General features: G+C 64.8%; 18 protein-coding genes. 8 read left to right on the top strand and 10 right to left on the bottom strand.

Annotated features, from left to right (window positions below):
- Position 1 precedes the first annotated feature (1 nt).
- The 6 genes from FXN65_RS23620 to dksA form a co-directional block, all read right to left on the bottom strand.
- Complete coding sequence (locus FXN65_RS23620) at positions 2 to 1,408, bottom strand: polynucleotide adenylyltransferase PcnB (RefSeq protein ID WP_151136958.1); 1,407 nt, start codon at positions 1,406 to 1,408, stop codon at positions 2 to 4.
- A 683-nt stretch (positions 1,409 to 2,091) separates the two neighbouring features.
- On the bottom strand, positions 2,092 to 3,519 hold the full coding sequence (locus FXN65_RS23615) for a sigma-54-dependent transcriptional regulator (protein ID WP_151136956.1): 1,428 nt from the start codon (positions 3,517 to 3,519) through the stop codon (positions 2,092 to 2,094).
- 22 nt (positions 3,520 to 3,541) lie between these two features.
- Positions 3,542 to 6,496, bottom strand: a complete 2,955-nt coding sequence (locus FXN65_RS23610; protein WP_178119386.1) for a sensor histidine kinase — start codon at positions 6,494 to 6,496, stop codon at positions 3,542 to 3,544.
- Positions 6,480 to 6,656, bottom strand: coding sequence for a hypothetical protein (locus FXN65_RS23605; RefSeq protein WP_003095129.1), 177 nt, complete (start codon positions 6,654 to 6,656; stop codon positions 6,480 to 6,482). Before FXN65_RS23605 ends, FXN65_RS23610 begins: the two co-directional genes overlap by 17 nt.
- Before the next feature lie 61 nt (positions 6,657 to 6,717).
- Positions 6,718 to 7,605 carry a tRNA glutamyl-Q(34) synthetase GluQRS gene (gene gluQRS, locus FXN65_RS23600; RefSeq protein WP_151136952.1) on the bottom strand — a complete coding sequence of 296 codons (888 nt, stop codon included), beginning with the start codon at positions 7,603 to 7,605 and terminating at the stop codon, positions 6,718 to 6,720.
- A gap of 52 nt (positions 7,606 to 7,657) precedes the next feature.
- Positions 7,658 to 8,101 carry an RNA polymerase-binding protein DksA gene (gene dksA / locus FXN65_RS23595; protein ID WP_028630036.1) on the bottom strand — a complete coding sequence of 148 codons (444 nt, stop codon included), beginning with the start codon at positions 8,099 to 8,101 and terminating at the stop codon, positions 7,658 to 7,660.
- Between the two features lie 193 nt (positions 8,102 to 8,294).
- On the opposite strand from dksA, the gene FXN65_RS23590 reads away from it, so the two are divergent.
- Positions 8,295 to 9,470, top strand: coding sequence for a pyridoxal phosphate-dependent aminotransferase (locus tag FXN65_RS23590; RefSeq protein ID WP_151136950.1), 1,176 nt, complete (start codon positions 8,295 to 8,297; stop codon positions 9,468 to 9,470).
- Positions 9,467 to 10,174, top strand: coding sequence for a DNA/RNA nuclease SfsA (gene sfsA / locus FXN65_RS23585; protein ID WP_151136948.1), 708 nt, complete (start codon positions 9,467 to 9,469; stop codon positions 10,172 to 10,174). Before FXN65_RS23590 ends, sfsA begins: the two co-directional genes overlap by 4 nt.
- 3 nt (positions 10,175 to 10,177) lie before the next feature.
- Here the strand turns inward: sfsA and FXN65_RS23580 are convergent, their stop codons facing one another.
- Together FXN65_RS23580 and FXN65_RS23575 are read right to left on the bottom strand one after the other, a co-directional pair.
- A complete protein-coding gene (locus FXN65_RS23580) occupies positions 10,178 to 10,501 on the bottom strand; it encodes a Rieske (2Fe-2S) protein (protein WP_151136946.1) in 324 nt (107 codons plus the stop codon).
- 87 nt (positions 10,502 to 10,588) lie between these two features.
- Complete coding sequence (locus FXN65_RS23575) at positions 10,589 to 12,886, bottom strand: TonB-dependent hemoglobin/transferrin/lactoferrin family receptor (protein ID WP_151136944.1); 2,298 nt, start codon at positions 12,884 to 12,886, stop codon at positions 10,589 to 10,591.
- Positions 12,887 to 13,528: 642 nt separating this feature from the next.
- Here FXN65_RS23575 and FXN65_RS28045 point away from each other — a divergent pair.
- The 6 genes from FXN65_RS28045 (at position 13,529) to FXN65_RS23545 (ending at position 18,607) form a co-directional block, all read left to right on the top strand.
- Positions 13,529 to 13,822, top strand: a complete 294-nt coding sequence (locus FXN65_RS28045) for an energy transducer TonB (protein WP_178119385.1) — start codon at positions 13,529 to 13,531, stop codon at positions 13,820 to 13,822.
- Between the two features lie 17 nt (positions 13,823 to 13,839).
- The gene (locus tag FXN65_RS23565) at positions 13,840 to 14,904 is read left to right on the top strand and encodes a hemin-degrading factor (protein WP_151136940.1); all 1,065 of its coding nucleotides are present in this window, start codon (positions 13,840 to 13,842) and stop codon (positions 14,902 to 14,904) included.
- Positions 14,905 to 15,003: 99 nt separating this feature from the next.
- On the top strand, positions 15,004 to 15,903 hold the full coding sequence (locus FXN65_RS23560) for a heme/hemin ABC transporter substrate-binding protein (RefSeq protein WP_151136939.1): 900 nt from the start codon (positions 15,004 to 15,006) through the stop codon (positions 15,901 to 15,903).
- Entirely contained in the window at positions 15,900 to 16,937 is a 1,038-nt protein-coding gene (locus tag FXN65_RS23555) for a FecCD family ABC transporter permease (RefSeq protein ID WP_151136937.1), read from the top strand. Before FXN65_RS23560 ends, FXN65_RS23555 begins: the two co-directional genes overlap by 4 nt.
- Positions 16,937 to 17,704, top strand: a complete 768-nt coding sequence (locus tag FXN65_RS23550) for a heme ABC transporter ATP-binding protein (protein WP_151136936.1) — start codon at positions 16,937 to 16,939, stop codon at positions 17,702 to 17,704. The genes FXN65_RS23555 and FXN65_RS23550 overlap by 1 nt, the downstream gene beginning before the upstream one ends.
- Before the next feature lie 18 nt (positions 17,705 to 17,722).
- Positions 17,723 to 18,607 carry a ChaN family lipoprotein gene (locus FXN65_RS23545; protein ID WP_151136934.1) on the top strand — a complete coding sequence of 295 codons (885 nt, stop codon included), beginning with the start codon at positions 17,723 to 17,725 and terminating at the stop codon, positions 18,605 to 18,607.
- Positions 18,608 to 18,882: 275 nt separating this feature from the next.
- On the opposite strand, the gene FXN65_RS23540 is transcribed toward FXN65_RS23545, so the two are convergent.
- Positions 18,883 to 19,683, bottom strand: a complete 801-nt coding sequence (locus tag FXN65_RS23540) for a cyclic nucleotide-binding domain-containing protein (protein WP_151136932.1) — start codon at positions 19,681 to 19,683, stop codon at positions 18,883 to 18,885.
- Between the two features lie 105 nt (positions 19,684 to 19,788).
- Positions 19,789 to 20,061: a TfoX/Sxy family protein gene (locus FXN65_RS23535; RefSeq protein WP_151136930.1), complete on the bottom strand. Its 273-nt coding sequence runs from the start codon at positions 20,059 to 20,061 to the stop codon at positions 19,789 to 19,791.
- Positions 20,062 to 20,133 lie beyond the last annotated feature (72 nt).

Genomic DNA, 20,133 nt, shown 5'->3' with positions numbered 1-20,133 from the left:
ATCAATCGCCCGAATTGTCGGGTGCGCCTTCGCTGCGCGGACCGCGACGACGACGGCTGCCACCACGGCGGCGGCGCTGGCCACTGGGCTGTTGCTCGTCCTTGGTATTGAGCTCGCGGATCATGTTGCGGCGCTGGCTGTCGCTGGCGTCCTGGTAGTCCGTCCACCAGTCACCCAGGCCGTCGGTCTTCTCGCCGGCGCTTTCGCGCAGCAGGAGGAAGTCGTAACCGGCGCGGAATCGCGGATTCTCCAGCAGCAGGTCGGCACGCTTGCCGTTACGACGCGGCAGGCGCTCCTGCATGTCCCAGATTTCACGGATCGGGATGCTGAAACGCTTGGGAATGGCGGTGCGCTGGACCTGCTCCATGATCAGGACATGGGCCGCTTCCTGCATCGCCGGGATCGGCGGCATGCCGCGTTCCTGCAGTTGCGCGGCGCGGGCGGGCAGGGCCGGCCAGAGCAGGGCGGCGAAGAGGAAGGCCGGGGTAACGGGCTTGCCCTGGCGAATGCGCTCGTCGGTGTTGATCAGCGCCTGGCGAATCAGGCGGCCGGTGTATTCGGGGTTGCGTTCCAGGGCTGCGGCGCTGGCCGGGAACAGCGGGGCGAACAGGTCGTACTCCACCAGCAGTTCGAAGGTGCGCTCGGCCTTGCCGCCAAGGAACAACTTGAGCACTTCGTCGAACAGGCGCGCCGAGGGGATTTCCCGCAGCATCGGTGCCAGGCGGCGAATGGGCGCGGCGCTGTGCTTCTCGATCTCGAAGTCCAGCTTGGCGGCGAAACGCGCGGCGCGGAGCATGCGCACCGGGTCTTCCTGGTAACGCTGCTCGGGAATGCCGATCAGGCGCACCAGGCGGTTGCGGATGTCGTGAACGCCGTGGGCGTAATCGAGGATGCGCTCGGTGGTTGGGTCGTAGTACAGCGCGTTGATGGTGAAGTCGCGACGCTGGGCGTCGTCTTCCAGGCTGCCGTACACGTTGTCGCGCAGGATGCGGCCGCTTTCGTTGCGCGAGGCCTGGTTGCTGTCTTCCTCTTCCTCCCCTTGCGGGTGGTTGGCGCGGAAGGTGGCGACCTCGATGATTTCCCGGCCGAACTGCACATGGGCCAGCTTGAAGCGGCGGCCGATCACCCGCGCATTGCGGAATTCGGCGCGCACCTGCTCGGGTGTGGCGTTGGTGGCCACGTCGAAGTCCTTGGGGCGCAGGTTCAGCAGCAGGTCACGGACACAACCGCCGACGACGTAGGCCTGGTAGCCAGCCTTCTGCAGGCGATCGACGACCAGCACGGCATTGCGACTGATGCCCGAACGGTGCAGCGAATGCTGATTATTGCCCAGTACTTCGGGAGTGCTGCGCGGATGCTGGGCGCGGCGAAGGGGCGAACGGAAAGACTGGAACAGCTTCTTCAGCATGGGATGCACTGTTTTGCGGAATGGACGGCCAGAAAAGGATATGGGCGCACGATGGCCGCGGATTCTAGCACTGGGAGGGGGGATGGAGAAGAAAAGGTCTGAAAGGAACCAAAGCTACTGGGGGAGCCGAAGCTCCCCCCCAAATTGGTGCGTGCTTTGTTTTTATTGTTTCGGGCTTGGTGTTTTTGTTGTTCGACCCGTTCCAGCAGGTATTTCACCTCTGGATATGCCCTCCAATCGAGGGTTAGTAGCAAACGGATTGCTTTGGACGCTGATGGTGCCGTGATCATTCCGTGACCCAACCAGTACTGGCGCTGCTTTGGAAGCAGTTTTTGTTGTTCTCTGCCTGGCTGTGGGGCAAGCCCCAATGGCAACTCCTCTCCAAAAGAATCAGTTAGCTGCGCCTCCGCTGTCTTGTTTTTATTGTGCTGGAGTCGATACGTCTTGTTTTTATTGTGGGGTTCAGCGTTTGTTATTGTTGTTGTGCCGCAGATAAAGCAGATGCCGTGCCAACTTTTGAGATTCCTTATAAATCAATGGTTTGCGAGGAATCGTGGTTGGGCGGTAGGCAAAAAAAAGCCGGGTCTTCGTTACCTTTAGACCCGGCTTTGTTACGTGATGTTAGGCGGGGTAACAGCGCGGGGAACCCTTTGTGTTCCCTCGGTGTCACCCGCGTCGGGCGCTCAAGGCCCGGCTGCGGCACCCGATTTGCGGCGCGGAATTCCAAGGCGCTGACGGCGTTCCCACAGGCATTTGCGGCTGATGCCCAACTTGCGGGCCAGCTCGGTTTCGGTCATGTGGTCCTGGTGCTCCAGCACGAAGTGCTGGAAGTAGTCTTCCAGCGACAGGTCTTCCGTGGGCTCGTGGGCGGTGTTGTTGGCCTGGGACGGAACGGCGGCTTCGTTGAAGTCCTCTTCGTCCAGGTCGTCCAGCTCGATGTCGATGCCCAGCAGGTCCGCCGAGATATCCGGGCTCTCGCACAGGATCACCGCACGCTCGATGGCGTTTTCCAGCTCACGCACGTTGCCCGGCCAGTTGTAGTGGCGAATGGCCTGTTCGGCATCGGTCGCGAAGCGCAGGCTGTCACGCCCCATCTGGGTGCACTGGCGCGCCAGGAAGGAGCGGGCGATTTCCAGCACGTCGTTACCGCGCTCGCGCAGGGCGGGCAGCTTCAGCGAAATGACGTGCAGGCGGTAATAGAGGTCCTCGCGGAACTGGCCGGTCTTGGCCAGAGTCTTGAGGTCGCGGTGGGTTGCCGCGATCAGGCGCACGTCCACCTTCTGCGACTGCACCGAGCCAACGCGGCGGATTTCGCCTTCCTGCAGGACGCGCAGCAGGCGGGCCTGGGCTTCCAGGGGCAGTTCACCGATCTCATCGAGGAACAGGGTGCCGCCGTCGGCAGCTTCCACCAGGCCGGCGCGGCCGGCGGTGGCGCCGGTGAAGGCACCCTTCTCGTGGCCGAAGAGTTCGGACTCGATCAGGGTTTCCGGGATGGCGGCGCAGTTCACCGAAATCAGCGGTGCCTTGGCGCGGCGGGACAGGTTGTGCAACGCGCGGGCCACCAGCTCCTTGCCGGTGCCGGACTCGCCCTGGATGAGCACGGTCGAGTCGGTCGGGGACACTTTGCGGATCTTGCTGTAGAGCTCGAGCATCGCGGGGCAGGAGCCGATGATGCCGATCTCGCCGTCGGCGTTGGCGGCGACCGCCTTGTCGCCGCCGCGGCTGGCAGCGGGACGTTCGCTCGGGGTCGACCTGGCGTCCTGGCGTTCCTTGAGGATGCGGGCAACCGCCTGGAGCATTTCGTCATGGTCGAAGGGCTTGGCGATGTAGTCCACCGCGCCCATCTTCATCGAATCCACCGCCGAGCGCAGGCTGGCGTAGCTGGTCATGATCAGCACCGGAGTGCCCTGGGCCAGCTTGATCAGTTCGGTACCGGGAGCGCCGGGAAGGCGGAGGTCGCTGATGATGAGGTCGAAACCGGGAATGCTGTAGCGCTCCTGGGCTTCCTGGACGGAGCCGGCCTCGCTGACCTGGTACTGGTTACGTTCCAGCAGGCGGCGCAGGGCAGAGCGAATGATGGTTTCGTCTTCGACGATCAGAATATGTGGCATTAATTCGGCTCTCTAGACGGTCTCAGCTCACGGCGGATGTCGCTTCGACAAAACGAGGCAGCGTCACCCTGATGCGGGTGCCGCGCTGGTGCTCGGAGTCGGCCGGGCTTTCGATGGTTATCTGTCCATAATGCTCTTCCACGATCGAATAGACCAGTGCAAGGCCAAGGCCGGTCCCTTTCCCTGGGTCCTTGGTGGTGAAGAAGGGTTCGAACAGGCGATCCATGATCGCCTTCGGAATACCGCTGCCTTCGTCCTCGACGACGAGGTCGACGGTATGTTCCGAAGCTTCGCTGCGCACGCGGATGGCGCTGCCCACGGGGGAGGCGTCGCGGGCGTTGGACAGCAGGTTGATAAGCACCTGGGCGAGGCGCTGCGGGTCGCCTTCGACCACATGATGCGGATCGCAGAGGTTGAAGAAGTTCACCTCGATGCTGCGCTTGTTCAGCGATAGCAGGCCGATCGCATCCTGGGCCACCTCGGCCAGGCACACCGGCTCGCTCGCCTGCTGGCGGCCGCCGGCATGGGCGAAGCTCATCAGGGACTGGACGATGCGGGTGACGCGCTTGGTCTGTTCGAGGATCTGGCTGCTGAGCTCCTTGATCTCCGCATCCCCTTCGCGTTCTTCCCGCAGGTTCTGCGCCAGGCAGGCGATGCCGGTGATGGGGTTACCGATCTCGTGGGCGACGCCGGCGGCCAGGCGGCCGATGGAGGCCAGGCGCTCGGAGTGCACCAGCTTGTCTTCCAGCAACTGGGTGTCGGTCACGTCTTCCACCAGCAACACCAGGCCGCTGCTGCCGGGGGCCAGGGGTTCTTCGATCGCCGCCTTGTGCAGGTTCAGTGCGCGGACCTGGCCATCCAGCGTCAGGCGCTGCTTGTGGAGGTGCTCGTCGGGCAGGTTGATGAAGCCTTCCAGCAAGCCCTTCCAGGGTTCGGCGATGGTGGACAGTCGCGATCCCACGACGCGCTGCGCCGGAATCTCGGTCAGTTCCTCCATGGCACGGTTCCACATGAGGATTTCCTGGTCCTTGGCCAGCGAGCAGACGCCCATCGGCAGTTCCTGCAGCGTCTGGCGATGGTAGCGACGCAGGGCGTCCAGTTCGGCGGCCAGGCCCGTGAGGCGCGAGTGGTAGTCCTCAAGGCGGCTTTCGATGAAGTGGATGTCTTCGGTGACGTAGCCCTCGCTGCCGGACTTGTAGGGCAGGAAGGTTTCCACCATGTCCTGGGCCACGCTGGGGCCCATCAGGCCGGAAAGGTTGGCCTCGATGCGGTCGCGCAGGCGGCGCAGGGCATAGGGGCGGCGTTCGTCGAAGGGCAGGTGGAGGTCGCGCAGCGCCTGCTCCACTTCCTTCTGAGCGGTCTTGGCGCCCAGGGGCTTGGCCAGCTGGGTGGCGAATTCCTGGGGCGAGCTGGCCAGCAGTTCACGGCGCTGCGGCCGGCGCACGTTGTCCACGGTGCAGGCTTCGGCGGCGCTGCGTTCTTCCGGGCTGGCTTCGGTGAACAGCGAAACCAGGGTGAAGATCAGCACGTTGGCCGCCAGGGAGGCGATGGCCGCGATGTGCCAGCTGGTGTCGTCGAGTACGTAGATGGCGTTGAACAGCGGCAGGTAGATGCCCTGCAGGTTGCCCACCAGCGGCAGCAGCATGGCGAACAGCCAGACGAGGAAGCCCGCCAGCAGGCCGGCAATGAAACCGCGGCGGTTGGCGGTCGGCCAGTAGAGCACCGAGAGCGCGCCCGGCAGGAATTGCAGGGTGGCGACGAAGGCGACTATGCCGAGGTTGGACAGGTCCTGCTCGGCCCCCAGCAGCAGATAGAAGCCGTAGCCCGCCATGATGATGAAGGCGATCAGCGCGCGGCGGGTCCACTTCAGCCAGCGGTAGATGTTGCCCTCGGCCGGCGGCTGGTAGAGCGGCAGCACCAGGTGGTTGAGGGCCATGCCGGAGAGCGCCAGCGTCAGCACGATGATCAGGCCGCTGGCGGCGGACAGGCCGCCGACGTACGCCAGAAGGGCCAGTACCGGGTTATCCACGGCGATGCCGAGGCCCAGGGTGAAGTATTCCGGATTGGTGGTGGCGCCCAGCTTGAGGCCAGCCCAGAGGATCAGCGGGATCGCCAGGCTCATCAGCAGCAGGAACAGCGGCAAGCCCCAGCTCGCGCTGACCATCGCGCGCGGGTTGAGGTTCTCGGTGAAGGTCATGTGGTACATGTGCGGCATGACGATCGCCGACGCGAAGAACACCAGCAGGAGGGTCCGCCAGGGTCCTTCCTGCAGTGGGGTGTGCAGGGTGGACAGCGCAGCCTGGTTCTGCAACAGCCAGAGTTCCAGTTCACGCGGGCCGCCGAACACCCCATAGAGTGCGTAGAGGCCAATGCCGCCCAGGGCCACCAGCTTGACCACCGACTCGAAGGCGATGGCGAAGACGAGGCCGGCGTGCTTCTCGCGGGTGGCGATATGGCGTGCGCCGAAGAGGATGGTGAAGAGGGTGATCAGTGCGCAGAAGCTCAGGGCGACGCGGTTGTGCACCGGCTCGCGGGTGAGGATGCCGATGGAGTCGGCCACTGCCTGGATCTGCAAGGCCAGCAGCGGCAGGACGCCAATGATCATGATCACCGTGGTCAGCGCGCCGGCCCAGGTGCTGCGGAAGCGGAAGGCGAACAGGTCGGCCAGGGAAGAGAGCTGATAGGTGCGGGTGATCCGCAAAATTGGATAGAGCAGCACCGGCGCCAACAGGAAGGCACCGGATACGCCGAGGTAGCTGGCGAGGAAGCCGTAGCCGTACTGGTAGGCCAGGCCGACGGTGCCGTAGAACGCCCAGGCGCTGGCGTAGACGCCCAGCGACAGGGTGTAGGTCAGCGGATGGCGGATGATCCAGCGCGGGACGAAGCCACGGTCACTGAGCCAGGCCACGCCGAAAAGGGCCAGAAGGTAGGCAGCGCTGATCAGGATCAGCTGCGTGAGGCTAAAGCTCATCAGCATCGCGTTGACTCTGCAGGATGAAGGTCACCACGATCAGGATCAGCCACAGCAGGTAGGGGCGGTACCAGGCACCGTTGGGGTCGATCCACCAATCCATGATGGCGGGGGAGAACAGGTAGATTCCCACCACCAGGAGCAGGACCAGTCGATAGATGTACATGCCACAAAATCTCGTCGTGTCTGCCGCGATGGTAGCGAATGCACCATCGGCGGGCGAGAGGCTAGCGAAGCCGGGCTTCGGCCAGGGTCCTGGCACGCGGTATTCGCCCGGCGTCCCAGTGGGTGATGCTCCATTCCAGCACTTCGCGAGGGCTGCAGCCGGCCAGTTCGGGCGGTGGCTCCTGGCCCAGGGCGCGCAGGGCGCGCATCAGCAGCGGTCCGGCGCTGTCGGCCGGTAGTGGCGGCGAGCGGTAGGACTTGCCCAGTTTGTGGCCGTCCGGCTGGATGATCAGCGGAACATGCAGGTAGCGTGGCTGGCTGAACCCCAGCAATTCCTGAAGATAGAGCTGGCGCGGCGTGGAATCCAGCAGGTCGGCGCCACGGACGACATCGGTCACGCCCTGCCAGGCGTCGTCCAGCACCACGGCCAGTTGATAGGCGTACAGGCCATCTCGACGGCGAATGACGAAATCGCCCACTTCCCGGCCCAGGTGCTGGCGGTACTCGCCCTGGACGCGGTCGTGGAAGTGGTATTCCAGCTCCGGCACGCGAATGCGGATGGCTGCGTCATGCTGCGGGTGCTGGGCATTGCGGCAGATTCCGGGATAGACACCCTGGTGCCCTTCCAGTTGCTTGCGCGAACAGGTGCAGGCGTAGGCCAGTCCCATCTCGTAGAGACGGTCGATCACCTTGGCGTAGACCTCATGGCGATCGCTCTGGCGGACCATTTCGCCGTCCCATTGGAAACCGTAGTTCTCCAGGGTATGGAGGATCGCCGCCTGGGCGCCTTCGACCTCCCGTGGCGGGTCGAGGTCTTCCATGCGCAGCAGCCAGCGGCCACCTTTTGCGCGGGCGTCGAGGTAGGAAGCGAGGGCGGCGACCAGCGAGCCGAAATGCAGATAGCCGCTAGGCGTGGGGGCGAAACGCCCGATATAGGCAGGGGACGTCATTGGGGCGGGGCCCTGTAAAGCGACGGGGCGCCGTTGGCGCCCCGTTTCGGCATCAGGAGCCGAGCTGCTTTTCCTTGATCTCCGCCAGAGTCTTGCAGTCGATGCAGAGGGTGGCTGTGGGGCGGGCTTCCAGACGGCGGATGCCGATCTCGACGCCGCAGGAGTCGCACCAGCCGTAATCGTTGTCTTCGATCAGCTGGAGGGTCTCGTCGATCTTCTTGATCAGCTTGCGCTCGCGGTCGCGGGCGCGCAGTTCCAGGCTGAATTCTTCTTCCTGGCTGGCGCGGTCGGCCGGGTCGGGGAAGTTGGCAGCTTCGTCCTGCATGTGGTGCACGGTACGGTCCACCTCTTCCATCAACTCCTGCTTCCATTTGTTGAGGATGTTGGTGAAGTGAGCGCGCATGCGGTCGCTCATGTACTCCTCGCCCTTGGTCTCTTGGTAGGGCACGAAGCCACGAATCAACTGGCTGTTCTGTTGTTTTGCATTGGTGGGCATGGATGGCCGCCTCTCACTTTCTCTAATCCATTGCGCAGGATTATGGTCCATCGCCGGTCATACCGGCCCTGCGGCTGCAAGCGGGCGAACTTACCAGATCAAATCCGGGTACGCTACTCCCCGCGTCGCACATGCTGCAGCGTCCAGGGACCATTGGTTAGAATCCTCTCTTTGCCTTAATAAAGGAAGGCCAATGGCCCAGCCCTACAGTGCGCGCAGTCGCGCCATCGAACCCTTCCACGTCATGGCCCTGCTGGCCCGGGCCAACGAACTCCAGGCGGCGGGTCACGACGTGATCCACCTGGAAATCGGCGAGCCGGACTTCACCACCGCCGAGCCCATCGTCCAGGCCGGCCAGGCAGCCCTGGCCGCCGGGCATACCCGTTACACCGCCGCTCGCGGCCTGCCGCAGTTGCGCGAAGCCATCGCCGGCTTCTATGCATCGCGCTATCGGTTGAACATAGACCCAGATCGCATTCTCATCACCCCGGGTGGCTCCGGCGCCCTGCTGCTGGCCAGCAGCCTGCTGGTGGACCCGGGCAGGCACTGGCTGCTGGCCGACCCCGGCTATCCCTGCAATCGCCACTTCCTGCGCCTGGTGGAAGGCGCTGCACAGCTGGTGCCGGTAGGCCCCGAAACCCGTTACCAACTGACCCCGCAACTGGTCGAACGGTACTGGGATTCCGACAGCGTGGGGGCGCTGGTCGCCTCGCCGGCCAACCCAACCGGCACCTTACTGCACGCCGATGAGCTGGCGGCCCTGTCTCAGGCCCTCAAGGCACGCGGTGGCCACCTGGTGGTGGACGAGATCTACCACGGCCTGACGTACGGGATGGAAGCCAGCAGCGTGCTGGAGGTTGATGACGAGGCGTTCGTGCTGAACAGCTTCTCGAAGTATTTCGGCATGACCGGCTGGCGCCTGGGCTGGCTGGTGGCGCCGGCCGATGCAGTGCCCGAACTGGAGAAGCTGGCGCAGAATCTCTATATCAGTGCGCCCTCGATGGCCCAGCATGCGGCCCTGGCCTGCTTCCAGCCACAAACCCTGGAAATCCTCGAAGAACGCCGCGAAGAGTTCGCCCGCCGCCGCGACTACCTGCTACCGGCCCTCCGCGAACTGGGCTTCCGCATCGCGGTCGAGCCGGAAGGCGCCTTCTACCTTTATGCCGACATTTCCGCCTTTGGTGGCGATGCCTACGCCTTCTGCCGCCACTTCATCGAAACCGAATACCTCGCCTTCACGCCGGGCCTGGATTTCGGCCGTCACCAGGCGGGCCACCACGTGCGCTTTGCCTACACCCAGGGCCTGCCACGTCTGGAAGAGGCGGTGCAGCGCCTGACCCGTGGTCTGAAAACCTGGGCGAGCCGATGAGGTTCTCCCCCGCCCTGGAGGAGGGCAGGCTGCTCAAGCGCTACAAGCGCTTCCTCGCGGATATCGAGCTGGCCTCGGGCGAGTTGCTGACCATCCACTGCCCCAATACCGGGTCGATGCTGAACTGCATGAGCGAGGGTTGCCGGGTCTGGTTCAGTCGCTCCGATGACCCCAAGCGCAAGCTGCCGGGCACCTGGGAAATCGCCGAGACGCCCCAGGGGCGGCTCGCCTGCGTCAATACGGCACGTGCCAATACCCTGGTGGAAGAAGCACTGCGGGCGGGCGTGATCGCTGAACTGGCAGGTTTTGGCAATTTGAAGCGCGAGGTGGCCTACGGGCTGGAAAACAGCCGCGCCGACTTCCGCCTGGATTTCGCCAGCGGTCCGGCATTCATCGAAGTGAAGAGTGTCACGCTGGGATTCGACGGCACGACCGTTGCCGCTTTTCCAGATGCCGTCACCACGCGGGGCAGCAAGCACCTGCGTGAGCTGGCCGCGCTGGCCCGCGACGGTGTACGGGCCGTGCAGCTGTATTGCGTGAATCTCTCGAATATCGACGCGGTGCGCCCGGCCGAGGAAATCGACCCGGCCTATGCGGCGGCCCTGCGTGAGGCGGTTTCTGCCGGTGTCGAAGTGCTGGCCTACGGAGTCGAGTTGACCCCGGAAGAAGTGCGGGTCAGCCGCCGCCTCGATGTGAGGCTCTGAGTCTCAGGCTTCGCGTAGCAGCCAGATACCTTCGGCGTCTTCGCGGCAGTCCAGCGGCTGCAGGACATCGCCGACACAGGGGCCGGTCACGCATTCTCCCGATTCGATCAGGAATAGTGCGCCGTGGGCGGCGCACTGGATCAGGCTGCCGCTGTGGTCGAGAAACTGGTCCGGAACCCACTCCAGCGGAATGCCACGGTGCGGGCAGCGGTTCTCATAGGCATGGACCTGCCCATGCCGGCGCACCAGCATGAGTTTCAGGCCATCAACGTCAAAGCCCCGGCTCTGGCCTTCGGCCAGCTCATCGGGGCGGCAAAGGAGGATCATCGGCATCTCCACGACAGGCGCGCATTATCGCGCGCCGCCGTGGGTTGCCCAAGAGGGGCACGTCCCTGTGCTGAAAACTGAACGGGGTCAGATCTCCCAGACCAGGTTGACCGATGCGTTGCGGCCCGGCTGGGTGTAGCGGCCCAGGCTGCGGCTGCTGGCGTCCAGGCCCTGAACGTCGCCCCACTGCCAGTACTTCTTGTCGGCCAGGTTGAACAGGCCGGCGTTGACCGAGAGGGCATCGGTGACCTGCCACCAGGTGTTCAGGTCGAGGGTGCCGTAACCCGGTGTGGCGAACTGCTCGCTGATGCGCAGGCTGGCGTTTGTCGACTGGTCGATGCGGTCCTTGGCCTTGACCAGGGTCCAGGCCAGGTCGCCGCCGAACTTGCCGGAGGGTTCCGCGTACGCGAGGCCGATCACGGCCTTGAGCGGATCGATGCTGTTGATCGGCGCCCCGGTTTCCTCGTTCTTGCCGCGGGCATAGGCGATCGAGCCGACCAGCCGGGTTCCGGTCGGCAGGCCGAAACTGTCGAGGAAGAGTTCGCCACGGGCCTCGGCGCCGCGGATGGTCACCTTGTTCAAGTTCTGCGACTGGAAGGTGAGCAGGTTGCTGCCGGTCGGATCAGGGACGGTCACCTGCTCGATGAAGTCTTCATAACGGTTATAGAACAGCGCCACGCCGAAGCTGCCGGTGTCGTACTTGCCGCGCAGGCCGATTTCGTAGCTGTCGCTGGTTTCCGGCTTCAGGCGCGTATTGGAGATGTTCTGATAGCCCATGCTGGTATTGACGAACTCACCGAAGATATCCACCGGCTGTGGCGCCTTGAAGCCGGCGGCGTACTGGCCGTAGACGCTGTGGGCGTCGTCCAGCCGATAGGTGACGCCAAGCTTGGGCGACAGCTGGTGATCGCTGAAGTTGGACGGGTTGCGGTCCACCGGGTTGCTGTTCAGGTATTGCGGCGTCACGTCGGGCCTGAGTTCGTAGTAGTCGTAGCGCAGGCCGGGCAGCAGGGTCCAGCGGTCGATCTCGATGCTGTCCTGGGCGAACAGGGCGTACTCGTGGGTGACCGGGTCGGGGAAGTCGCTCAGCGGGAAGGTTTCCGCGCCAAATGCCGGTGGCAGGGGCTGCCCGGTGCTGACGCGGATCTCGTTGCCCTTGCGCAGGTCGCTGCTTTCCAGGCGCTTGAGGTCGACGCCGTAGATCAGGTGATGACGGGTATCACCCAGGGCGAAGTGCTTGTCCAGCTGGCTGTTGAATGACCAGAGCTTCTCTTCGTAGACCGAGTCGCGGGTACGCAGGCGCTCGAAGGCCGAAGCCGGCGGCATCGGGTTGCGGTTGAAGGCCACCCAGCTGTAGCGGCTCTGATCGGTCTGCTGGCGGATCTGGCTGTCCTGGTGGTTGAGCTGCCATTTCAACTGGTCGGCAAAGGCCGTATTCAACTCCAGTTGATGCTCCAGGCTGATGCGTTCGCGATCAGTGCTGTCCTTGGCGTTGCTGGCGGCCATCAGGGCATTGCTGGACATGCCGCCGCCCAGGGATGTGGAGCTCAGACTGGAGGCTTCGCTCAGCACGCGGGTATCGACGTCGTCCTGGTAGCGCTCGTAGCTCAATTGAAGGCGGTCGTTGCCGGCGTAGTTCCAGCCGATCTTGGCCAGCATGTTGTCGGTGGCGAAGTCCTGCGGATTGGCTTCCTCGCGGCCGCTGCCCAGGCCACCGCGGCCGCCGAAGGTCTCGGTTTCGTCGCCGGTTCGGCGGCCGAGGTGGAGTACGCCGTCCAGCGAGCCCTGGCGGGCGGCGAAGGTCGCGCTGCGCAGCCAGCTGTTGTCGACACTGCTGTAGCCGGTCTTGAGACGGGAATAGGCATCGTCACCTTCATCCAGGTAGTCGGCGGCATCTTTGGTCAGGAAGCTCACCGCGCCGCCGATGGCGTCACTGCCGTACAGCGAGGATGCCGGGCCACGGATGATTTCCGCCTGCTTGACGATGTCCGGGTCGATGTAATTGCGCTTGGCGTTGAGGAACGGGCCGAAGTTGAAGGCGTCCGGAACGGACACGCCGTCCACCTGGGTCAGTACCCGGTTCCCGCCGATGCCGCGGATGGTGAAGCCGGAGAGGCCGAAACGGCTGCCGGTGCCGCTCACCGAGACGCCTGGTTCATAGCGCACCAGGTCGCGGATGTTGTTCACGTTCTTCTGGTCGATATCGCGCTCGGTCTGCACGGTCACCGTGCTCGGCACCTCGTCGAGGCGCTGCTCGCTGCGGGTGGCGGTCACCGTCATGGTGTCGAACTGGGTTGCCGTCTTTTCGGCGGCCAGCGCGAGGGAAGGGCAGAGCAACAGCAGGGCAAGCCCGGATCGACGGGCAAAGGGCGGACGCAGCGCCATGGGGAGGCTCCCGGTAACAAGGGCGTACCAGCAGTCGACATGGGGCGCCGGAGACTTTCCGGCTTCCTGGCATCCGTTTCCAGCGATATGTCCGCTTTTTCCGGGGCTTTTTCGTCAGGTCTTGCTGGTGATCGCAGGTTGATATCGACGCAAGACCATAATGACGTTGACAGTCAAATGCAAATGATAATCAAATGAATTAAATTAATCATTGGTCCGGTTTCGATGCCGCGCTTCCTGCCCAGCTTCACCCTTGTCCTGGTCCTGCACCTCGCAGCGGGATGGCTGTTGCATGGGCTCATGGATGGGCCAGGCCTGGCCGTGCGAGCTCCCGAGGCGATGCTGATTCAACTCGTGAGCCCGGAACCGGCGCCTGTTCCGCTAGCGGGCCCGACACCTGTGGTTCGCCCATTGCCTGACGCGAGGCCAGCGCAGCCGGTGAAGGTGCCAGGACCCGAGCACCGAACCGTAGCGGCGAGCAAACCGAAGCCCGCGCCTTCCCGCCCCGTGGCCAAGGCGGAGCCCGCCGAGCCTCGCTCCAGCGAATCGGCAAGTGCGTCGCCAGCGGACGCCGTCGATTCCGTCCCAAGCCACCGTGAACTTCCCGCGCTCGCCAGTACGCCGGCGATCAGGGCGGCGGACATGGAGGTCTTCAGCCGTGAGCCCGAATTCCTCACGCCGCCAAAACCGCCCGTCTATCCGGCCCAGGCACGCCGTCGCAACCAGCAGGGCCTCGTCCTGGTGGAAGTGCGTCTGGACGCCGGTGGCCAACTGCGAGGGCTGAGGCTGCTTCGCTCCTCTGGCGTGGAAAGCCTGGATAGATCGGCCATGGATGCGGTCGCCAACTGGCGCTTCCGCCCTGAAACCCAGAACGGCCTGCCTGTGCCTAGCCGCGTGCACATCCCCATTGAGTTCGCCCTTTCGGCGAGTCGCTGAATCACAAGGAGCTTCAGATGAGCCTGCAATCTTCGACCCCCAGTGCGGTTTCAACTCTCTACCAGGCCTGGCAAGCCTTGCGTTCCGAGCGGCCGAGCCTGCGCGCGCGGGATGCCGCCCAGCACCTGTCCGTCAGTGAAGCCGAGCTGACCGCCAGCCGCCTGGGCGTCGATACTGTGCGTCTGCGTCCGGAGTGGGCCGGCCTGCTGCCCGCGCTGGGCGAATTGGGTTACATCATGGCGCTGACCCGCAACGGGCATTGCGTGCACGAGCGCAAGGGCTATTACCGGGAGGTCTCCGTGGCCGCCAACGGCCAGATGGGCCTGGTGGTGTCCGCCGATATCGACCTGCGCCTGTTCATGGGCGGCTGGGCCAGCGTATTCGCCGTGGCCGAGGAAACCTCGCGCGGCACCCGGCGCAGCATCCAGATCTTCGACCAGCAAGGCACTGCAGTGCACAAGGTGTTCCTCACCGAAGACAGCGAGCTCGCCGCCTGGGAGCCGCTGGTGGGACGCTTCCGCGCTGAAGAGCAGAGCGACGAGCTCGATCTGCGTCCGCAGCCCGACCCCGCCCAGCCTCGTCCCGATGCGGAAATCGATGTCGATTCCCTGCGCGAGGGCTGGGCAACGCTGAAGGACACTCACCACTTCTTCGCGCTGCTGAAGAGGCACGGGGCCGAACGCACTCAGGCGCTGCGTCTCGCCGGTACGGAGTGGGCCGAGCAGCTGGATACCTCCGAGCTGCCGCGCCTGATGGAAGAGGCCGGCGCGCGCGAGGTGCCGATCATGGTTTTCGTCGGCAACCGTCATTGCATCCAGATCCACAGCGGTACCGTCAGCAACCTGAAGTGGCTGGACACCTGGTTCAACGTGCTGGATCCGGAGTTCAGCCTGCACCTGCAGACTGCCGGCGTGACCCAGCTGTGGCGCGTACGCAAGCCAAGCGCCGATGGCGTGATCACCAGTTGGGAAGCCTTCGATGCGCAGGGGCAGCTCGTCGTGCAATTGTTCGGCGCCCGCAAACCCGGTATTCCTGAACGGGAAGACTGGCGGGCCCTTGCGGAAAGTGCACCGGCGCTCTGAGTTCGAGCCGCCAAGGGACCATCGCGTCCCTATCCAGGCCAGCGCCCTGTCAGCACGGGGCGTTGGCTCTTCCCGCATTCAGCGATGGAGTTGTTTTCGATGCATCCAGTGGTCAGGCTGGCCAGCCTCTGCGCCGGCATTCTGTTCTTCCACCAGGCGGCTGTGGCGGAATCCCTGCCCCAGCGCTGGGTCAGCGCCGGCGGTTCGCTCAGTGAATGGGTGGTTGCCCTGGGTGGGCAGGACAAGCTGGTGGGCGTGGATACCACCAGCCAGCACCCCGAATCGTTGAAGGCCCTGCCCAGCATCGGCTACCAGCGACAACTGGCGGCGGAAGGCATTCTCTCGCTGCGCCCGGAGATCCTGGTCGGGACGGAGGAAATGGGGCCGCCGCCGGTGCTGGCGCAGATCGCCGCGGCCGGGGTGCGGATCGAGCGGCTGGCTTCCACCCCTGATCTGCCCACCCTGGAAAGGAACCTCAAGCTGATCGGTGTCTTGCTCGGTGCCGAGGCACGTGCCGACCAGGCCTTCGCCGAGTATGGCCTGCGCCTGAAGCGCCAGGCCGAGTGGGTGGCCAAGGTGCAGCAGAGGCAGAAGGCACCCGGGGTGCTGTTCCTGCTCGGCCATTCCGGCAGCAGTCCGCTGGCGGCTGGCAAGGACACAGCGGCTGCCTGGCTGATCGAGCGTGCCGGTGGGCAAATCCTGACCGATCACCAGGGCTACAAGGCCATTTCCAACGAAGCGCTGGCGGCGCTCGACCCCGATGTGGTGGTCATTGCCGATCGCCGCCTGGATGGTGATGCCGCGCGTGAGGCGCTGCTCAAGCAGAACCCGGTCCTGGCCTCTACTCGTGCCGCCCGTGAGGGGCGCCTGCTCAGCCTGGACCCGACCCTGCTGGTGGGCGGGTTGGGGCCGCGTGTGCCTGACGGCATGGCCGCGCTGTCCGCCGCGCTCTATCCTTCGGCACCTGCCTTGATCGAGAAAGCCCCGAGCCAGCCATGACTGCTTCCCTTCATTCGCGCCCATTGTTCATCTTCCTGGGCGTCCTGCTGCTGCTGGCGCTCTGGCTGTCCCTGGCGCTGGGGCCGGTGAGCCTGCCGCTGGGCGAGACCCTGCGCGCGGCGATGCGGCTGGCCGGCCTGCCATTTTCCGGAGAGGGGCTGGAACAGGCCGAGCTGATCGTCGGGCAGATCCGCCTGCCGCGCACTCTGCTGGGGCTGGCGGTGGGGGCGGTGCTGGCGCTGTCCGGTGTCGCCATGCAGGGCCTGTTCCGCAATCCCCTGGCCGACCCGGGGCTGGTGGGCGTGTCCAGTGGGGCCGCCCTGGGTGGTGCCGCTGCCATCGTCGGAGGAGCCGCACTGGGCGGCCTGCCGGATGCGTTCGCGCCCTACCTGTTGTCCGTCTGCGCCTTTGCCGGCGGTCTGGGCGTGACCTTGCTGGTCTATCGCCTCGGGCGTCGCGATGGCCAGACCAGCGTGGCCACCATGCTGCTCGCCGGCATTGCCCTGACTGCGCTGGCCGGCGCGGTGATCGGCCTGCTCACTTACCTCGCCGATGACGCCACCCTGCGCAGCCTGACCTTCTGGAACATGGGCAGCCTCAATGGTGCGAGCTACTCGCGGCTCTGGCCGTTGCTGATCGTCACGCTGTTCGTAGTCTGCTGGCTGCCGCGTCGGGCCAAGGCGTTGAACGCCCTGCTGCTGGGCGAATCCGAAGCCCGTCACCTGGGTTTCGATGTGGAACGCCTGAAACGCGAGCTGGTGTTCTGCACGGCTCTCGGTGTGGGCGCGGCGGTGGCGGCGGCTGGATTGATTGGTTTCATTGGCCTTGTAGTACCGCACCTGGTTCGCCTGGTCGCCGGGCCGGATCATCGGGTCCTGTTGCCGGCTTCGGCCCTGGCCGGGGGCAGCCTGATGTTGCTGGCGGATCTGGCGGCGCGCCTGGTGCTGGCACCGGCCGAACTGCCCATCGGTATCGTCACGGCACTGATTGGTGCGCCGTTCTTCCTTTATCTGCTGGTGCGAGGCCGTCCTTGATGCTGCGCGTGAAACAACTGGACGTGCTGCGGAGTGGCAAGCGGGTGCTTGCGGGCGTCGACCTGGAACTGCTGCCCGGGGAGGTGCTCGGCGTGCTCGGCCCCAATGGCGCGGGCAAGAGCACGCTGCTCGGTGCCCTTTGCGGCGAGGTGTCGGCTGCAGCTGGGGAGGTCAGCCTGGATGGACGGGCGCTGGCCGACTGGAGTGGGCCGCAGCGCGCGCGGCGCGTGGCGGTGCTGCCGCAAAGTTCCACCCTGAACTTCGCATTTCGCGTCGAAGAGGTCGTGGCCATGGGGCGCATGCCTCACGATACTGGCCGGGAACGAGACGCCGAGGTGGTCGCCGAGGCCCTCCAGGCGGCGGACGCCAGTCACCTGGCGGGCCGCAGCTACCTGGCGCTCTCCGGTGGCGAGCGCCAGAGGGTACATCTGGCGCGGGTGCTGGCGCAGCTCTGGCCGGGCAGCGCTGGGCAGATTCTGCTGCTGGACGAGCCCACCTCGGCACTTGATCCGTTGCACCAGCACACCACCCTGCAAGCCGTGCGCGCTTTCGCCGATCGCGGCGTGGCGGTGCTGGTAATCCTCCATGACCTGAACCTGGCGGCGCGCTACTGCGACCGCCTGCTGTTGCTCGCCGATGGCCGCCCACATCTGTTGGGGGCGCCGGAGAAGGTGCTCCAGGCTGAACCCCTCAAGGCCGTTTTCGGCCTGGAGGTGCTGGTGCAGCGCCACCCGGAGCGGGGTCATCCCCTGATCATCGCTCGCTGAATCGAACAAGGAACCTCCATGCGTGTTTTCCTGCTTTTCATCTGCGGCTTGCTGGCCGCCTGCCAGAGCTTGCCGCCGGTACCGGCCTGGCAGAGCCCCGAGGGCCGCGATAGTGCGGACCTGGGCGTAATCCTTGACCTGCGCACGGGCGAACGACTGACGCCGGAACAACTGCTCGACCGGCTCGCCGTCCAGCCGCGGATACTGGTCGGTGAGCAGCACGACAACCCGGATCACCATGCCTTGCAGCTGTGGTTGCTGCAGGCACTGGAATCCCGTCGCGACCAGGGCAGCCTGCTGCTGGAAATGCTCGACCCCGAGCAACAGGCCAAGGTGGATGCCGTGCGCCAGGCGCCGCTGCCGGCTGAGCTGCCGCAAGCGCTGGCGTGGCAGAAGAGCTGGGACTGGGACCTGTACGGCCCGATCGTCCGCCATGCGCTGGTGCAGCCGTACCCGCTGCTGGCTGCCAACCTCGACCGCAGCGAGATCAAGCGCATCTACAAGGAACCTCCGGTGTTACAGGGCGAGCTCTCCACCGCCGATGCGGTACGCGGGCCGTTGCTGGAGCAGATTCGTGAATCCCACTGCGGGCTGCTGCCGGAATCCCAGATGCCGGCGATGCTGGCGGTGCAGCAGCAACGTGACCGGCACATGGCCGGGCGGCTTCTGACGGCTCCCGGCCCGGCCATGCTGTTCGCCGGGGCCTATCATGTGCGTCGCGACCTGGGCGTGCCCCTGCATCTGGCGGACCTGGGCCAGCCTGATGGCAGCGCGGTGCTGATCCTGTCGGAGGTGGGCAAGCCGGTGGAGCGGGGCGCGGCCGACTTCGTCTGGTACACCGCGGCGCTGCCGCCCATCGATCACTGCGCCGACATGCTCAAGCGGATGGCGCCGGCGCGCTGAGGTTCGGGAGCAGAAATCGCGGGCAAAAAAAAGACCCGGCAGATTGCCGGGTCCAAAACCGTGATTAGCCTGATGAGGAGATAATCTGAAGAGTCCGACTGCTTGGTCTCCCAGCTTACCGGCTGATCTCGCGACCAGTTGCGAGAATAATAACAATTCTCATTTTCGAGTCAAGCGCAGATTCGGAGATTTCTTCACGCCCTGTTGCGCGATGCCTGAAAGCAGAAACCCCCGGCTTTGTGCCGGGGGTTTCTTTATCGGGTTTGATGCTGCGGTCAGGCCCGTTCGGGCGACAGGCGCAACTGGGTGACTTCCTTGTTCAGCAGATCGATGCGGCGCGCCATGCTTTCGATGAGGCTGTGGGCGATGCGCGGGTTGCTCTGCATCAGGCTGAGGAACTGCTCCTTGGGGATCACCATCACGGTGCAGGCCTCGCTGGCCACCACCGTGGCGCTGCGCCGCTCACGGGTGAACACGGCCATGGCGCCGAAGATTTCGTCCTTCTGCACGTCGCCCACCTTCTGCCCATCGACGTAAGCCTCGGCGTGGCCTTCGATGATGATGAACACGTGGTCGGCTTCGTCGCCCTGGTGAATCAGTTCTTCGCCGGCGGAGAAGTGCTGGAAGCCGGTGGAGGGGCGAACGTCAGGCTGTTTCAGTCGGGCCACGGCATCCGATAGCAGGGCGGTATGGCCTACCAGGTACTGGATGAACAGCTCCTGGCGTTTCTCGTGGCCATAGATGTGCTTGAACACTTCAGTGCGGCTGAACGGAAGCAGGCTGATGGGTTCGTCGCTGCTGTAGCGGCAGGAGGGCAGGTCAATGCCCTGACGCAGCCCGATCAGGTCGCCTTCTTGCAGGTAGAAGAGGGGGCGTTCGTCGACGATGGCGTGGATCAGGCCATTCTCGATCAGGAACAACTGGTTTCCCGGCAGCATCGGCGCCAGGTCCTCGACCTGCTCCAGCCGCAGCGCGGGGCCGCTCGGTTCCAGCCCGTCGAGCAACTGCCCGGGGATGCTCTGCAGTCTGTTGATCAGCTGGTCGGCGTAGGCCGGTTGCTCCCCGAGTAGGTACATGGCAGAAATTCCTTGAACTGACTGGAATGGCGTCGCACACGAAGGTCCCTGAAACAATAGGGAGCTTCGCCTGGCTCGTAAATCTCTCTTGGCGGAGGTTGTGAGCTAGCTCTTGTTGTTGGCGCCTGGAGTGTCCAGTTGGTGGTTCAGCTCTGCCTTGTGGCCGGGGGGCAGGTCATTCCAGTGAATGTCCAGAAGGGCCCCCTCGATAGCGTAGAGCAGCACTTTCGAGGCCCTGAACCCCCTTGCCCGAACAGCCTTGTAGGCGCCGACCGCACCGAGGCGGCGCAAGTCGGAGGCACTGTGGATGCCGACGGCGTGCAGCCACTGTGCTGAAGTCTTGCCCAGGTTCTTCATGTGTTGCAGTTCGTCGTTCATCGAGCCTCCTTGCGATGGATTGGGCGCGAGAGGGGCAGGGCTGTGGATAAGTGTAGCGGCCATTCGTGATGC

It is taken from the genome of Pseudomonas lalkuanensis (assembly GCF_008807375.1).
GTDB lineage: Bacteria > Pseudomonadota > Gammaproteobacteria > Pseudomonadales > Pseudomonadaceae > Metapseudomonas > Metapseudomonas lalkuanensis.
This window is presented reverse-complemented; position numbering and strand designations above follow the sequence as displayed.

What these genes read in the sequence shown, in the direction of transcription:
- FXN65_RS23605 (WP_003095129.1), bottom strand. Translation starts at nt 6,656, where the DNA reads ATGTACATCTATCGACTGGTCCTGCTCCTGGTGGTGGGAATCTACCTG.
- FXN65_RS23565 (WP_151136940.1), top strand. Translation starts at nt 13,840, where the DNA reads ATGAGCCTGCAATCTTCGACCCCCAGTGCGGTTTCAACTCTCTACCAG.
- FXN65_RS23540 (WP_151136932.1), bottom strand. Translation starts at nt 19,683, where the DNA reads ATGTACCTACTCGGGGAGCAACCGGCCTACGCCGACCAGCTGATCAAC.
- FXN65_RS23545 (WP_151136934.1), top strand. Translation starts at nt 17,723, where the DNA reads ATGCGTGTTTTCCTGCTTTTCATCTGCGGCTTGCTGGCCGCCTGCCAG.
- dksA (WP_028630036.1), bottom strand. Translation starts at nt 8,101, where the DNA reads ATGCCCACCAATGCAAAACAACAGAACAGCCAGTTGATTCGTGGCTTC.
- FXN65_RS23550 (WP_151136936.1), top strand. Translation starts at nt 16,937, where the DNA reads ATGCTGCGCGTGAAACAACTGGACGTGCTGCGGAGTGGCAAGCGGGTG.
- FXN65_RS23555 (WP_151136937.1), top strand. Translation starts at nt 15,900, where the DNA reads ATGACTGCTTCCCTTCATTCGCGCCCATTGTTCATCTTCCTGGGCGTC.
- gluQRS (WP_151136952.1), bottom strand. Translation starts at nt 7,605, where the DNA reads ATGACGTCCCCTGCCTATATCGGGCGTTTCGCCCCCACGCCTAGCGGC.
- FXN65_RS23560 (WP_151136939.1), top strand. Translation starts at nt 15,004, where the DNA reads ATGCATCCAGTGGTCAGGCTGGCCAGCCTCTGCGCCGGCATTCTGTTC.
- sfsA (WP_151136948.1), top strand. Translation starts at nt 9,467, where the DNA reads ATGAGGTTCTCCCCCGCCCTGGAGGAGGGCAGGCTGCTCAAGCGCTAC.
- FXN65_RS23620 (WP_151136958.1), bottom strand. Translation starts at nt 1,408, where the DNA reads ATGCTGAAGAAGCTGTTCCAGTCTTTCCGTTCGCCCCTTCGCCGCGCC.
- FXN65_RS23615 (WP_151136956.1), bottom strand. Translation starts at nt 3,519, where the DNA reads ATGCCACATATTCTGATCGTCGAAGACGAAACCATCATTCGCTCTGCC.
- FXN65_RS23535 (WP_151136930.1), bottom strand. Translation starts at nt 20,061, where the DNA reads ATGAACGACGAACTGCAACACATGAAGAACCTGGGCAAGACTTCAGCA.
- FXN65_RS23590 (WP_151136950.1), top strand. Translation starts at nt 8,295, where the DNA reads ATGGCCCAGCCCTACAGTGCGCGCAGTCGCGCCATCGAACCCTTCCAC.
- FXN65_RS23610 (WP_178119386.1), bottom strand. Translation starts at nt 6,496, where the DNA reads ATGCTGATGAGCTTTAGCCTCACGCAGCTGATCCTGATCAGCGCTGCC.
- FXN65_RS28045 (WP_178119385.1), top strand. Translation starts at nt 13,529, where the DNA reads ATGGAGGTCTTCAGCCGTGAGCCCGAATTCCTCACGCCGCCAAAACCG.
- FXN65_RS23575 (WP_151136944.1), bottom strand. Translation starts at nt 12,886, where the DNA reads ATGGCGCTGCGTCCGCCCTTTGCCCGTCGATCCGGGCTTGCCCTGCTG.
- FXN65_RS23580 (WP_151136946.1), bottom strand. Translation starts at nt 10,501, where the DNA reads ATGATCCTCCTTTGCCGCCCCGATGAGCTGGCCGAAGGCCAGAGCCGG.